This is a genomic window from Aliarcobacter butzleri (assembly GCF_900187115.1).
Classification (GTDB): domain Bacteria; phylum Campylobacterota; class Campylobacteria; order Campylobacterales; family Arcobacteraceae; genus Aliarcobacter; species Aliarcobacter butzleri.
Genome location: NZ_LT906455.1, coordinates 1,702,889 through 1,717,337 on the forward strand (window position 1 = coordinate 1,702,889; position 14,449 = coordinate 1,717,337).

Annotated in this window: 11 protein-coding genes and 1 other RNA gene; 8 read left to right on the top strand and 4 right to left on the bottom strand. The window is 26.2% G+C overall.

Features of this window, described 5'->3' with window-relative positions:
- The first annotated feature begins 43 nt into the window (after positions 1-43).
- The 8 genes from ssrA (at position 44) to CKV87_RS08580 (ending at position 6,655) form a co-directional block, all read left to right on the top strand.
- Positions 44-444: a transfer-messenger RNA gene (gene ssrA, locus CKV87_RS08545) on the top strand.
- Positions 445-583: 139 nt separating this feature from the next.
- Positions 584-1,744: a tyrosine-type recombinase/integrase gene (locus CKV87_RS08550; protein ID WP_012147680.1), complete on the top strand. Its 1,161-nt coding sequence runs from the start codon at positions 584-586 to the stop codon at positions 1,742-1,744.
- Positions 1,745-1,765: 21 nt separating this feature from the next.
- A complete protein-coding gene (locus CKV87_RS08555; RefSeq protein WP_012147681.1) occupies positions 1,766-2,494 on the top strand; it encodes a DUF3800 domain-containing protein in 729 nt (242 codons plus the stop codon).
- 348 nt (positions 2,495-2,842) lie between these two features.
- Complete coding sequence (locus tag CKV87_RS08560) at positions 2,843-3,094, top strand: helix-turn-helix transcriptional regulator (protein WP_012147682.1); 252 nt, start codon at positions 2,843-2,845, stop codon at positions 3,092-3,094.
- A gap of 7 nt (positions 3,095-3,101) precedes the next feature.
- The gene (locus tag CKV87_RS08565; RefSeq protein ID WP_080504840.1) at positions 3,102-3,764 is read left to right on the top strand and encodes a DUF4373 domain-containing protein; all 663 of its coding nucleotides are present in this window, start codon (positions 3,102-3,104) and stop codon (positions 3,762-3,764) included.
- Positions 3,764-4,441, top strand: a complete 678-nt coding sequence (locus CKV87_RS08570) for a hypothetical protein (protein ID WP_012147684.1) — start codon at positions 3,764-3,766, stop codon at positions 4,439-4,441. Before CKV87_RS08565 ends, CKV87_RS08570 begins: the two co-directional genes overlap by 1 nt.
- 1 nt (position 4,442) lies before the next feature.
- Entirely contained in the window at positions 4,443-5,978 is a 1,536-nt protein-coding gene (locus CKV87_RS08575; RefSeq protein WP_012147685.1) for a type IV secretory system conjugative DNA transfer family protein, read from the top strand.
- A gap of 11 nt (positions 5,979-5,989) precedes the next feature.
- A complete protein-coding gene (locus tag CKV87_RS08580) occupies positions 5,990-6,655 on the top strand; it encodes a hypothetical protein (RefSeq protein WP_012147686.1) in 666 nt (221 codons plus the stop codon).
- Between the two features lie 480 nt (positions 6,656-7,135).
- On the opposite strand, the gene CKV87_RS08585 is transcribed toward CKV87_RS08580, so the two are convergent.
- The 4 genes from CKV87_RS08585 to CKV87_RS08600 are packed head-to-tail and all read right to left on the bottom strand — an operon-like array spanning position 7,136 to position 14,367.
- Entirely contained in the window at positions 7,136-8,950 is a 1,815-nt protein-coding gene (locus CKV87_RS08585) for an ATP-binding protein (RefSeq protein WP_012147687.1), read from the bottom strand.
- Positions 8,947-10,719 (bottom strand): ATP-dependent nuclease, encoded by a 1,773-nt coding sequence (locus CKV87_RS08590; RefSeq protein ID WP_012147688.1) that lies wholly within the window; start codon positions 10,717-10,719, stop codon positions 8,947-8,949. Before CKV87_RS08590 ends, CKV87_RS08585 begins: the two co-directional genes overlap by 4 nt.
- A complete protein-coding gene (locus tag CKV87_RS08595; protein WP_012147689.1) occupies positions 10,709-12,055 on the bottom strand; it encodes a restriction endonuclease subunit S in 1,347 nt (448 codons plus the stop codon). The genes CKV87_RS08590 and CKV87_RS08595 overlap by 11 nt, the downstream gene beginning before the upstream one ends.
- Positions 12,052-14,367: an N-6 DNA methylase gene (locus tag CKV87_RS08600; protein WP_012147690.1), complete on the bottom strand. Its 2,316-nt coding sequence runs from the start codon at positions 14,365-14,367 to the stop codon at positions 12,052-12,054. The genes CKV87_RS08595 and CKV87_RS08600 overlap by 4 nt, the downstream gene beginning before the upstream one ends.
- Positions 14,368-14,449 lie beyond the last annotated feature (82 nt).

Consider the following 14,449-nt stretch of genomic DNA (forward strand, 5'->3'; position numbering starts at 1 on the left):
TAACATAGTTTTAATATTATTTATGTAAAATTCGATTTTAATTGGGGATGACTTGGTATCGATTAGAGCAGTGAGTATTAGTTGCATGTCGGCCTGAACATGCCGTTACGCGGTTCATTTTTTTTAGACGCAAACAATACAAATTACGCTCCAGCTTACGCAAAAGCTGCGTAAGTTTAACAACTTACTGACTCGGCCTTTCTGGCCTTGAGTCTTCGGAGGCTGGCACTACAGATTCTATCTATGTAGATAATTGCTGGTTCACCCTAGATAGATTATTTTTGAGGGATTGATTGAACTTCAAAAAGAAATTCTAAATCTTAGCTTTATGATTGCTTTTGGAAGTTGAGTTGTCATAGAGTGAAATTTTTCAACTTTGCTAAGCATGTAGACGCTTTTATAAGCTGTTTTAAGACTGCGGTTCGATCCCGCACATCTCCACCAATACTTTTTTATACTTCCTTAAAGTTATTCAGAGTTCCCTAAAATACCCATCAAAAGCCTCTTCCTTAAGTTTCTTATTTCCTTAACTTTTGTATGATTATTCATAGTTTTTTATTCTCAGGGTAGAAAAAGGGTAGAAATGAATAAGACAAAAAAATTAGGTATCTATTATAATGAATTAGAAAATGGAGATAAAGTTTTCTATTTTACATATAAAGATATTAATGATTTAGATAAGAATGGTAATCCTAAAAAGAAATGGGTAAATGTTGGAAAATATTCAGAGGGTATAAGAGAAATAAATGCTGTAAATCTTAGAAATGAACAAATTAATAAAATGAAGCATGGAGAAGATATTTCCATTGTTGCTAAAAAGAAAAAAAAAGAATTCATTAATTTAGAAAATATAGCTAATCTTTATTTCAAAGATAAAAAAACTTCTGAAAAACAAATATCAAAATTTGAGAATCATATAAACCCTTTTTTTGGAAATAAAAATATTGATTCAATTACAAAAAAAGACATCTTAGATTTTAGACAAAATCTAATTGATGGAACACTAAAATATCCAATAAACATACAAGAAAAAAGAAATTTAATTACTGAAGCAAAATCTCCACAAACTGTAAATGGTATAATAGAATTATTTAAAGCCATTTATAACCATTATATAAAAGAATATAATCTAAAAATTGCCAATCCATGTTTTGGAATTTCAAAATTAAAAACTGACAATGCAAGAGAAAAATTTTTAACAACAGAAGAAATAAATTTATTAATAGAACAAATAGAATCAAATAAAACTTTGTGGCTGTTTGTTAAATTATCCTTATCAACGGGTGGAAGATTAGAAACTATATTAAATATTCAAAAAAAAGATATTAATCTTACAAACTCAACTATCACTTTAAAGAATTTGAAAACTGATGAGACATATAAAGGTTTTTTACAACCAGATATTTCAGATTTTTTAGAAGACTTTTTACAAAATCTAAAACCTAATTACTACTTGATATCTTTTGAAAATCATATTGAGAAAACTAATTCAAGGCAAATTCAAACAAGATTAAAACCTATATTAGATAAATTATTTAATAAAGATTTAGATGCAAGAGATACTAAAAATAGATTTGTAATTCATTCTCTTAGACATACATTTGCATCCCATTTAGCAATAAATGGAACACCAATATTCACTATCAAAGAACTAATGAATCACAAAGATATTGAACAAACAATGAGATATGCAAAGTTAGCCCCTGATAGTGGTAAAATATTTGTAACTAGTTTATATAAATAATAAAATATTTAAGGATTTAAATTGAGAAATTTCAGTAATTATATAATTTATGTTGATGAAAGTGGAGACCATTCTCTTAGTTCAATAAACAATGATTATCCCTTATTTGTCTTAGCATTTTGCATTTTTGAAAAGAAAAAATATTCTGAAAGTGCTGTATCAAAAGTAAAAGAATTTAAGTTTAAACACTTTGGACATGATATGGTAATTTTACATGAAAATGAAATCCGAAGAGATAAAGGCTGGTTTAAAAAATTAAACTCAAAAGATATAAAAGAAAATTTTTTAAATGAACTGACAAATATTATAGAAGAAGAGGATTTTACTTTAATATCAACTGTTATTAGAAAAGATAAATTAGTTAGCCATGTAAATAATCCTTATGATATAGCTTTAAAATATTGTATGGAAAGAGCTTATAAATTTTTAGCATCTAAAAATGAGCATGAAAAAACAACTCATATTATTGTTGAACAAAGAGGTAAAAAAGAAGATGAAGAGTTAGAATTAGAATTTAGAAGAATTTGCGATGGTAATAATTATCAAGGAATATATTTCCCTTTTGAAATTATTATGGCAAATAAAATGACAAATTCTGCGGGGTTACAACTTGCTGATTTAGTAGCTAGACCAATTGGAATAAAAGTATTAAAACCAAATCAAAGTAATAGAGCCTATGACATTTTAGAAAAAAAATTTCATAAATCAAATAATACTTATCAAGGCATTGGATTAAAAATATTTCCATAAAGCAAAAAACCCCCGAGAATCCTCAGGGGTCTATTGCCGATCGCCAATCTGCAATCCAATTAAAGAATTATATATACTATAAGCATAAAGTTTAATTAATCTATTTATAAAAATGTAATTTGAGTAATAAAGTTACACTATAATTTTTCATCATTTGATTTTCAAAATATATAGTATTTTTACTTCTCTATAAATTCAAATACATTTAAATATTCTAAATTTTTAAAAAAAATTTTAAAAATTTACGGCTACATACGGGAGAAACACTCTATTTACGCTTTACTATTTTTGCGTAATTCCTCAATCTTTTTTATACTTACTTTAACTTACAAAATAAGGAGTTAAGTAATGCAAAGTAACCTTGATATTCAAAGAGAAAAGATTTATGAATATCTTCAAAAGAAATACAAAAGAGCAGTAATTAGCAAAAGTGAAATGGCTAATGAATTAGGTGTAAGTAACTCAACAATTGATTTATATATTGCAAAAGGAAGTGGATTACCCAATTATAAAAAATTGGGTAATGCAAAAAATGCCAAAGTTGTATTTGCAATTGTTGATGTTTCTGATTTTCTTGCACAAACGATTAAAACTTTTTGAGCTAAAAATGAAAGATTTAAGAGAAAAAGATACCTACTGGTTTAGACATGATAGTAATGCAAAAGATGATTTCAAATGTATGATTTTGATTGAACAGCTAGGATGTGAGGGCTATGGTATTTTTTGGATTCTTGTGGAAACATTAAGAGAGCAAAAAGATTATAGATACCCTTTTTATCTACTTAGTGCATTAGCAAGAAAATATAACACTACTCAAGCAAAAGTTGAAACAGTTGTGAAAGAATATGGACTCTTTGAAATTGATATTGATAGTTTTTTCTTTTCTCACTCTTTCAATAGAAGAATGGAAAATCTTGAAAAAGTAAAAGAACAACGAAGAATTGCAGGACTAAAAAGTGGAGAAAGTAGAAAAATAAAAGCTATTGAACATAAGTTAAACAAATGTTCAACACAAGTTGAACGAGTAGATAAGAGTAAAAAAGAAGAGATTATAAAAGAGATAAAAAAGCTAAAAGATTTTCTAGCTGATAAATCTGCAAATGCTATTTTACAAATAGCAAAAGATGAAGATTACAAAGATTTATTTTCAAAAGAAATCAACTCATTTATATTAAATAATGGTGGTTTAACAAATGTTAAATCTTATATAGAAGATGAAAATTATCAAGACTGGATAATTTCAGAAGTATTAAAATATGAGGAAAAATAATGAACAATAATAACTCAAATCACTTTGACCCATTCCAAAACTGGGGCAATCAAAACCAAGCAAGTCAACAAAAAAGACTTCAAAATCAAAAAATAAAACAAGGCTATAAGTCAAAGGCAGAAGATGGTCTTGATAATATGATTTCAGAATACAATCAGGCAAAAATTAATCAAGTAGTCGATTGGAATCCATCTTCAAAAGATAAAGCACAAATTACAAGATACTTTAAACGATATTGGGATAACAACTTTTTTATCTATGCTGTGATTATTGCAATAATCACTTTTATAACATCATTCTATACAACTTTTGCAGTTGGTGGAATAGTTGCTGTATTTGTTTTAAAACTCACTCTTTCTCAAAATATTTTCATGAAATATTTTTTGAATGACCATCAAATAGAAAAAGAAGATATGGTATATCTAAAAAATAAAATATTTGGAAAACAGTTAAATGTTTTAACAACTTTTATGATTACAGTTGTTTTAACAATGATAAGTTTTACAATGAGTTTTTACACTATTGGAATATATATAGATGTTGAAAAAATTCCATTTTTATCAAATCTATTATCAAAATGGTACCCATTTATTCCAGATAATGAACTATTTGCATATACAAATATATTCTCAATATTTATCTTAATTCTTTTAAAAGTTATAGAGAAATGGAGATAATATGCTATTTAAAAAACAAGAAAAAGAGACTCTATTATCTCAAGACCAAAGTGCACTATCTAGTGCATTAGGTCGTGGAATAACATCAATATCATCTGCAAAAGATGAATTATTTCATCAACCAAATATTTTTAATCCACTTGACTATATAAAAGATGATAAATACTTTTTAGGATTAGACCACCAAACTCAACAACCACTTTATAATGATGAATCAATTCACACTCAAATTGTTGCACCAACTAGGTCTGGAAAAGGTATTTTTATAGCTGTAAAAGTTGTTGAGGCTCTACGAAAAAATAAAGGTGTAATTATTATTGACCCCAAAGAGGATGATTTTTTAGCTCAAGTGATTTTAGAAGAATTACAAAGACAAAATAGAACTCAAGATTTGCAAATAGTAAACTGGTCTAATGACTTTTGCTATACAGTTTTTTCTGAACTTGACACAGTAGAAGAAGCTACAAAAAAAATGACTGTAATGTTAAATCTAATTGAAAATGATGCCGAATTGGGAGCTAGTTATTATAAAAAGAGTGAAAGAATATTACTAGCAAAAGTAATGCATCTTTTTTTTAACTCTAAAACTTTATTAGAAGTAGAATTTGATTTAACTTTGCAAAATTTATCTATATTTTTGAAATATATAATCTCTGATTTAATATCAAACTATGAGTTTCAAAAGGAGTTAGAAAAAAATAAACCAAACTTTGATAAGTTAGCTTCACTATCAAAAAGATATTTTAATCCTGATTTATTTGCAACTATTGAAATAAATTATTCTAATTTATCAATACTAGAATCGTTACAGTTTTCAATCTCTGAGTTTGAAAATGTAAGCATATATAATAAATATCATATTTTAGATTCTCTTACAAAAGGAAAAGTTTTATATATAAAATCTGATATGTTGGATGAAACAGCATTAAAATTTTTAAAGCTTGTTATAACTGATATTATTCAATTTTCTAAAAAATATAAAAAAGATACGAACTGTTTAGCAATCTTAGATGAACTTAGTTTTTATCCAACACAGATTTTAAGTGCAGGACTTTCAACCGTTGCAGGATTTGGAGTTAATTTTATATTAGCATATCAAAGTGAAGCACAAATGAAAGATGAGAATTTAAGAGTCTCTATAAAAGATAATTGTCAAACAAAGATTTATTATAAATCTAGTGATGATAAAACTCTAAAATATATTGAGCTTTTATCAGGATTAGAGCTTGTAACTCAAAAGAGCAAAAAAAGCAACGAAACTACAATTAGACAACAGCAAGAAGCTCACATGAATATCACAAGGCTTAGAGCATTACCAAGAGCAAAAGTTGCAGTTTTAATTGAAGAAAATTTAAATGAGATAAAAATATTTCAAACTTCACCAATTCCAGTAAAAAATAAATTTAATTGGGATAACCTAAACAGTAAAGATGTAGCTATTAAAAAACTTTTCCTCTTAAAAGCATTTAAAGTTGAATTAAAACAAGAAATTTCACTTGATACACAAAATCAAGATGAAAAAGAACTTGTTCTTTAAAAGGCTTAAATATGATTACAAATAGAGATATAGAAATATTTAAATTTATAAATAAATATGGTAAAACATATATAGAAGTATTAGCAAAAACATTTTTTACAAATGAGCAAGTAGCAAGAAATAGAATCAATTCCTTAGCAAAACAAAACCTTATTTCATATTGGAATACAAACCTTATGAAACCAAGACGAGCAATAGTTTTAACAGCTGATACAAAAGCCTTACTTGAAGATGAATTTGAAATAAAAGCAAAAAATGTTAAGTTAAATAGAACCACTATTCAACATAATATTTTAGAGCAAATAACAGATTATCATTTATCTTTGATTGGTAGTGTTGAAAGAACAACTGTATCAACACACCAAGATAAATTAAATCATATTCCTGATTTTATTTTTACCAATAGTAATGGAAATAAAATCAATATAGAAATAGAGCTTAGTAAAAAATCTGCACCTAGATATACTAAGCTTATGCAAGATGTAGCAAAAGACAATCCAGATGCAATAATTTATATTTTAGATAGTTCATCTAAAATAAAATCATTTGCATCTATTATGCCCAAATGGCAGAAATTGTATTTTATAAGTATTGATGAACTTATAAAAAACATTTCAGAAATAGGACAAATCAAACCAATTCCACAAGAACAGTCATTGTTTGATTCTCCTATTTAATACCCTATTTAAAAGGTGTATTTAACTAGTAAACACACTTTTAAATAATAATAGCGGTAAATAAAAGCTCTATTCATCGCCTTTTTTACCTTATGGGTGCGTCAGGAGTAAACTCCCGACCCCAATAATTCCCTGCGTGCTTATTTAAACTAAAAAATTAACACACCAAAAGTGTTAACATTTTATTTTAAACATACTTAGACATTATCAAGTTTATCTACGACTTGCCCCTCAGGCAACTAGCTATCTAAACTGAATAATTGAAATTATTGGGGTCGGTAGACACTAAAAATTTACGTTTAGATTTTTGCAAAATCTGACACTATTTTTAGGCACCAGACGCACCCACTCCGTTGCATAAATCTAAAAAAACTTGACATTTAGTCAACTTTCTTTTATATTTACTTCACTCCGCAGACTCACCACGCGAACAAGTCGCCAATGGAATTGTGGTGAATCTTTGGCATCCTGACGGGGGAATCAAGCTTCCTCTTTGTAATTTCCTCTTAAAATATCCAAAAATAATTGATTTCTACTCATCGCATCTTCAATCATTGTTTCTAAAGTCAAAATATGAGTTATTGCATTTAAATTTTCATTATATAAATAATACATTTGACCTTTTGTAGTATATGTTTTTTTCATACTTGGGAAATCTTCTATTTCTTGTTTTGTTTCTGGATTTAAAGCTGTTATTAAGTATGACCAAATTAAAACTTCTTCTCCATTTTTTTCAAAATAGTTTTTTATCTTTCTTGTATATTTATTAAGTTCATTGAGTCCACCAGCATTTTTTTCACCTGTTGCATCACTACCTTTTAACTCTATTAAAATTATCTCTTTTGTATCATTTTTACTTTTTGTAAAAATACAAATATCTGGTCTTACCTTTTTGTCAGTATCTTTTAAATCTAAGATTTCATTAATTGTTTTATCACTATAAGCATAGTTGTATATCATAAATCTTTCATCAAATAACCAAAGGTTATTATCTTTATATGAAGCATAATTTTCATTGGATGTTTTTGTTTTCATAATTTTATTATGAATGATAGTTTCATTTGTTTTATTACTAACATCCTCTAAATCTCTTTTTATATCAAGTATGATCTTTTCTCTATCAAAAATATATTCTGCTAATTCTGCCTGATTACTTGTATATAATCTTTCTTCATAATCAGGATTTCTTTTATTTCTTAGATTTCTTATATACTCTTTATCTGCATTAAATAGCTCTTTTGCTTCTTTGATTATCTCTGCACTAGTTGCCATATTTTGACTTTTTTGAATATATGGAGCTAAATATGGAGCTGAATTTAAACTCTCTTTTTTATTCTTATTATTTATCTCTTCAATATCAATACCTAATGTTTTACAAATGCTATTAATTTTTGAAAATAATTTTCTATTAAGAGTATCCCAATCCAATGAAAATAAGTTTTTATCATTATCTTTTATATTAAAATCTGTTCTTTCATCATTTACTGTTCTATCAAAAAAAGTTGAAGTAACAAAAAATAGCAACCCTTTATCTTTTGATGTTCTAAAATTTACATCCAGTCCATCTTGTTTTACACTTCTTTTATCAGCACAATAAAAACCTTTTATTGAAGAACCTTTTTGTTTATAAGATACTTTAAAAGTTTCTTCTATATCTCTTACTTTTATTGTAAATTCTTCATCAATGAAATTCGAACCATGTTCTTTTGCTTCAATACTTTCTTTTAAAACATCATCAATATACAATTTAATCAAAACATTTTTATTTTCATCAACCATAAATTTAAATATTGATAAAAAATGATTAATTATCTCTTTTGCTTCAACACTTAAATCTGATGATACTTCTCTATTTTCAATATTTATATATTTTAATTTTGTTTGTTTAATAAATTCTTCATTTTCGATTACTGTTGGTTTTATTAATTCTGTATCTAAATTAAAATTGAATTTGATATTTTTATTGTTGTTATAGCTTTCAAATTCTACTTTTTCACAAATAGTTAAATATGTAAATCTTCCTATACCTTTGCATCCTAAAGCTTGTTTATATTCACTCATATAATGGTTAAATGAATCTATATTTTTATCTGTGAATCCATCTCCATTATCAATTATTGATATATTTTTAACTTTTCTTGTATCTCCAAATAAGTCAATAGGTAAAGTGTAAAAATAAATTTCAATTTCTGTTGCATTTGCTTGAATACTATTTGTTATTGCTTCATTAAGAACACTTAATAATTTTAAGTTTGTGGGTAGTTTTTTAACTATTTGTTTGGTTGTTACTATCATAATGGTAAATCTTCAATCTCTTTTATCAAATTAAATAATTCTTTAAAATGCTCAAAATCTTCAGGAACAAATTCTTTACAATTATTAGCTAATTGATTTTTTGCATCATCTTTTATAGCTTTTGAAATATTATCAATGGATTTATTATTAAAAAAAGTCGGTGTCTGCATTCTTCGTTCAAGTACTTGATTTAATGCCATTTGATATTTATCTGATGTATACATATTTTCAATAGTACATTCAGAAGTAAAACCACTTTGTTTAGGTAATAAAAATCCATAAAATTTATTATTTGACTTCAATTTATTAATTAAATTATTTTGTGCAATTGGTTCAAAATTTTCGCGAGACAAGCCTTTCTTACCTTCTTGATCATCATCAAATATTGCAATAACTTTTTTATGTTCAAAATCATAATCGCTTGTAGCAAAACCCACAACAAGTTGTTTAAGATTAGTTGCTCCATCTGTAGAAAAAATCTCAAAATTCAGAGTTTGATAATTACTTTTTAATCTTTTAAAGGCTTCTTCAATATGAATTTTGTCATGTTTCCCTTCAACAAGTAAAATAATATTCTTAGTCGAAGACAAAAAAACTGATTGTTCTTGATAATTCCAAATCCCATCAGTAATATGTGAAAATATTTCTTGTTTTTGTTTATCCTCAATTTTTCCATTATTTAACATACTAATATGTTTATCATCAAATGAATGTGTAAGTGTTGGAGAATGTGTTGTTAAAATACTAAATCTGTTTTCATAAGAAGATACAAGTTCTTTAAAAACTTTTTTATTTTGTATATGTATATGCGAATCTGGTTCATCTAATAATACAAGTGCTTTTTCAAAACTCAAATATTCTAAAATCATTTTTACTAAGATAAGTTTTTTTTCACCCTCACTGAGACAATTCACATCAAGTAATACATTTAATTTTTTGAATTTTATATCGATATCAAGGATTAATTTATTAGTATCTCTAGCTGGTAAAAAGGCTCCTACAAGCAATAAAAATAAATCTCTTTCATGTCCAAAATTTTGAAAAATTGTTTTTATGTCATCTAAATTTGTATAATTAACATTTGGTAAATTATTAGGAGTTAAACTTCTTGCTAATCTTAAGAGTTCTCCAGCTTGATTTCTAAAACTTGGGAATTTTGCAATATTAAACTTAAAACCAATACTTTCAACGGAATCAATTTTTAATATATTTTTAATGAAACTATTATCTCCTCTATCATAAACTGCAAGTAATAAAAAGGCTATTTTCCAATGATATTTATTAACATAAATCATTTTTAAGTGATTTGCTCTGTCTGTTGGTGTAATAGCTTTTTTTATATAATCTTTATAAAATTTTTCATAATACAAATCCCATAATCTAGTCTCTTCACCACTATAAGAAGTTATTATATGAGAAGGTAAATAATTATAATTTCCTAAAAATTGATTTTTCTGTTTTGCTAAATCGTCAATCTTAAAACTATATGTATACTCACTATTGCCATTTTGTAAAGTAATTATTTTAAGCTCAATATAAAAATTTTTATCAACTTCATTAACATCCAAAATATATTCTATTTCGTATTCAAAGTCTACCTTTTTCTTTTCAATTAAACTAACAAATATTGCACTTATTGCCTCTAATATGTTACTTTTACCACTACCGTTATTCCCAATTAAAAGAGTTATTCCCTCATTTGATTCAAAATTTATTTCAAAATCTTTAAGATTTTTAAATCCGTTGACCCATAGTCTTTTAAGCTTCATTAAATACCTCTCTTTCAAATTCTTCTAAAGCTAATTTTTTATTTTTTTCTGATTGTTCATTTAATATTTTAATTTCGTTTTTTAGTATTTCAATATTATTAGCAATTTTATTTTGCATTTCTATAGGAGGAATAGGAATCTGATAATTCTTTATTTTATCAGCATTTAAATTTGGCTGTGCACTACCAGAAGTGAGTAATTTAAAATTTTCTAATTGTGTCATTAAATAAAACCAAATAAAGTTAATATTTATTTTATTCAAATCAAAATTGTGAAGAATTGCACATGCTTGATTAGTTGATGCTTCAATTCCTAATTTTGCAGTTCTTCCTGCTGTTGCACCATACATAGCAACAATTAAACTATCTTTAGGATATATTTTAGCATTACTATTTTGTAAAGCTTCTTCTGTAATTGATTCTTCTGTATTTAATATTAACGCATCTCTTACCTCTCCTGTTTTTATCCATGGAATAGTTCCATTAATATAATAATTAGGATAATTTCTGCTAGGAGTTCCTCCACTACCTATATTACAAATATTGATTAACTTTAGAACTTTATACTTAGTACTTTCTATTTTGATTTGATTATTATTCTCATATCCCCAACAATTTATCATATCTTTAAAAGTTACAAATTTTAAAACAGAAGATTCATCTTTAGTTAAAATTTCTAATTTAATAATTCCCAACTCAGTATATAAGTACTCTTCAATATTTTTTTCTAAATTTTCTGCTTTTTGTCCTTGTTCACTTGCAAGATTTATTTTATTTTGATAATTTTCAACAATTTGTTTTTGAATATCAAGTTTTGGTAAAGGAATTTTTGTATTTAAGAATTTCGATTCATCAATTCTTTGCCTTCCTGTTGTTCCACTACTTGCACTTTGAGCAAATTGCATAAACTTTTTAGTTGTTGTTATAAGTACTAAAAAATCTGGATTTATTTTTGATGTATCTATATCAAAAGCTAAAAAATCTGCAGTTATAATAGCTCCGTCTACTTCATTTGTAGCTATTCCAAAAGCTCCATTTCGTGCATCAATTTTTGAAAGTAAAAATTGTCCTTCCTTTATAGAAAACTGTTTTTTCGTACCTATGTTTTTGCCTATTTCTGTGTCTCTTAAAAAAACTCCATTGTTATAAAGTTTGATAGTTACTCTTTTATAAGTTGTGTTATCATCAACAATAATTTGAGTTTTATTTCTTTTTAAAAATGTACCAATTTTTACAAGTTCAAAATCTTTGTTATAGTTAAAATGATTTTGAAGTAGATGAGCAACACTCCAATTTGAGAGTTCATTAAACTTTACAAAATCAAGTAATGCAATCATTTTACAACTTCCCAAAGATTGTTAGTAGTTCTATATTCTGAAAAAGCTTTTTTAAGTTCTGGTAGCTGATTTTCATCTTTCCCACCTGTTGAGTTTATACCTGCTTTTTTAATATCGGCAATAGGTATTTGATAATCAAATTTTTGTTTAATTTGCTCTTTTAATTCTGTATTGATTAGATTATTTAACTCTGTTTGTCTTTGTTTTAATTCTTTTTTTTCATCTTTGTTTAGAGCTTCTTTCCCTTTAAGTGAAAGTTTTTCTTCTATATCATCTAACTCTTTTTGATATTTAGCTGTGATTTCTTTTATAGCTTTTTCTTTGATACTCTCATATTGTACTTTTTCATCAGCTGTAAATTTTTTCAAAAATACCAAACTTGTTTTTACTGTTGCACCTGAACTTATAAATATCTCTTGAGGAAGAGAAACTATAAGAAGTATTTTTGCTCGACTTTCAAAATACTCTCTTGCATTTTGAAGATTTGAGCTATTTAATACACCTTCTGGAAGAACAATTCCCATTCTTCCACCATCTCTGAGTAAATCTAAACATCTTTCTATAAATAAAACTTCTGTTTGTCCTGCACTTTTACCAACTTCAAAAAGTCCTCTTATTGGTTTTCCGAAATTATGTGTAACTTGATTCATTTTTTCAAGATAAAGTTCTTTAGCTTTTAATCTATGTTCAATATTTGCATAATTGAAAGTTTCAGTAAATCCAGCTTTATAATAAAGTTCTTCACCATATTTTTTAATATATGTTTCTATTAATTGGTCATTTCTGTATTTACTATCTTCTTCTACAATAGGAGAATTTTGAGAAAGGGTTGTTCCAAATGGCGGATTAGTCAAAATAACATCAAATCTATTATGAAAAATTCCATTTACATTTAATAGACCATCATTATGATGTATTCCATTATGTCCATCTCCGTGCATTATCATATTCATTTTAGATACCCTTGCCATTCTAGGGTTTGCATCTGTTCCAAAAATAGCTCGTTTTGATAGTTGTTCTATTTCTTTTTCTTGTTCTTTGTTTATTTCAGCTAAATAACTATCATAAAGTTTTGTTTTTTTATCTTGTTCCTTTTCTGTTAGCTCAATATCTTTTGGAAATAGTTCATTATATTTTTTCTTTTTTATTTCTATATATTTATTATCAATAGTTTCTTTTACACTTTCAAAAGCTTTTATCAAAAATCCACCACTTCCTGCACAAGGGTCACATATAAGTTCATTTGCTTGAGGGTTTAATAAATCAACCATAAAATTCACGATTACTCTTGGAGTAAAAAACTGTCCTAATTCTCCTCTAAATGTTCTACCTAAAAAAGTTTCAAAAGCAATACCTTTTACATCTTCACTTGTAGCAGTTAAATTATAAATTTCTAGTTCTTGCACGATTTCAAGAAAACTATTTTCTTTTATTTTGATTTTTTCATTTTCTTCAAATATTCCATCATCTTTAAAAGCATTTTTTACACCATCAAATTTTTCTTCAAGATAAGTTTTTGAAGTCTCTTTTCTTTGAACTCTTTTTTCATGAACTTCCATTTCTTTTTTAACTTTTTGTTTAGAAAAAATTAATGTGTCATCATCTGGACTTTTTTCATACATAATTTTTAGAAATAAAATTTTACTGATTTCATCAAATGAAGCTTCTGGAGAAAGTTTGTCATTATTTCTAATAATATTGTGGCATTTGTGAAGTAACTTTGCAAACTCATCACCTGTAAACTCTTTTGTCTTAGATAATATGTCTTCTAACTTTTCATTATCAACTATATCTTTTGCTTGAGGAATTTCACCAACAGGTTGTAAGCTTAAAGGAAGTTCTTCTTCTATCGTTTTATAAATTTTTACTATTTTCCCATTACTTATTACAAAAAGTTTTGCTCTGCTCCAAGTTGCATAATTATAACCTTGATAAAAATCTTCTGGTTTTAGAGTTATTGCTTCTGCTTTTAGTTCAACAACTAAAAAAGCTGTTTTATTTTGTTCTTTCTCTTCTTTTGTTCTCCATACAACTATATCTGCACTTGCTCGTCCCGTTCCTCTATTTGAAGATGTTAATTGTACTTCTTGAGCCATTTGCTCTAATGTATATCCATAATCATTTATAAGCCTACAAATAAACTCTTGTCTAACTTTTTCTTCTGGTTTTGCTTCAAGATATTTATTTTGAAGTGGTGCAAATATTTTGCCTTTTTCATATTTAGGTTTATAAATAGTTACTGATTTTTCTTTACCTGTTTTTCTATCTTCTACTATTATTTCTTCAATATCAAACTTATCTTTATATTCCATGGATTCAATCTTTTCTGTTTATTTTAAGGATTTGATTATAACTAAAACAAAATAAAGAATGTTATTTAAAATAACATTTCAA

Coding starts and splice junctions, on each gene's coding strand:
- CKV87_RS08550 (WP_012147680.1), top strand. CDS start 584: ATGAATAAGACAAAAAAATTAGGTATCTATTATAATGAATTAGAAAAT.
- CKV87_RS08560 (WP_012147682.1), top strand. CDS start 2,843: ATGCAAAGTAACCTTGATATTCAAAGAGAAAAGATTTATGAATATCTT.
- CKV87_RS08565 (WP_080504840.1), top strand. CDS start 3,102: ATGAAAGATTTAAGAGAAAAAGATACCTACTGGTTTAGACATGATAGT.
- CKV87_RS08570 (WP_012147684.1), top strand. CDS start 3,764: ATGAACAATAATAACTCAAATCACTTTGACCCATTCCAAAACTGGGGC.
- CKV87_RS08575 (WP_012147685.1), top strand. CDS start 4,443: ATGCTATTTAAAAAACAAGAAAAAGAGACTCTATTATCTCAAGACCAA.
- CKV87_RS08580 (WP_012147686.1), top strand. CDS start 5,990: ATGATTACAAATAGAGATATAGAAATATTTAAATTTATAAATAAATAT.
- CKV87_RS08585 (WP_012147687.1), bottom strand. CDS start 8,950: ATGATAGTAACAACCAAACAAATAGTTAAAAAACTACCCACAAACTTA.
- CKV87_RS08590 (WP_012147688.1), bottom strand. CDS start 10,719: ATGAAGCTTAAAAGACTATGGGTCAACGGATTTAAAAATCTTAAAGAT.
- CKV87_RS08595 (WP_012147689.1), bottom strand. CDS start 12,055: ATGATTGCATTACTTGATTTTGTAAAGTTTAATGAACTCTCAAATTGG.
- CKV87_RS08600 (WP_012147690.1), bottom strand. CDS start 14,367: ATGGAATATAAAGATAAGTTTGATATTGAAGAAATAATAGTAGAAGAT.